Consider the following 420-nt stretch of genomic DNA (forward strand, 5'->3'; position numbering starts at 1 on the left):
ACCGCCGATGAGTTCGACGGGGTGGCGTCCTTCGTAGGCGCGCAGGTCGAGTTCGGTGGGCTGGGCGAAACGGGAGAAGTTGTGCACGCACAGCACCAGGTCGTCCTTGCATTCCCGGAGGAAGGCGAGGACGGCCGGGTTCGACGAGGGGAGTTCGGTGTACGAGCCCAGGCCGAACGCCGGGTTCTGCTTGCGGATCTCGATCATGCGGCGGGTCCAGTGCAGCAGCGACGACGGGGAAGACATCGACGCCTCGACGTTCGTCACCTGGTAGCCGTAGACCGGATCCATGATCGTCGGTAGCGAAAGCCGTCCCGGATCGCAGGAGGAGAAGCCAGCGTTGCGGTCCGGCGTCCACTGCATGGGGGTGCGTACGGCGTCGCGGTCGCCGAGCCAGATGTTGTCGCCCATGCCGATCTC

Annotated in this window: 1 protein-coding gene; it reads right to left on the reverse strand. The window is 66.0% G+C overall.

Annotated elements, in window-relative coordinates; all coding sequences use genetic code 11:
• Window positions 1-420: alpha-glucosidase C-terminal domain-containing protein (locus tag F3T56_RS31790; RefSeq protein WP_246204092.1), on the reverse strand; the 420-nt coding region annotated here is incomplete at both ends.

The sequence above is a fragment of the Streptomyces tailanensis genome, assembly GCF_008386495.1.
GTDB lineage: Bacteria > Actinomycetota > Actinomycetes > Streptomycetales > Streptomycetaceae > Streptomyces > Streptomyces tailanensis.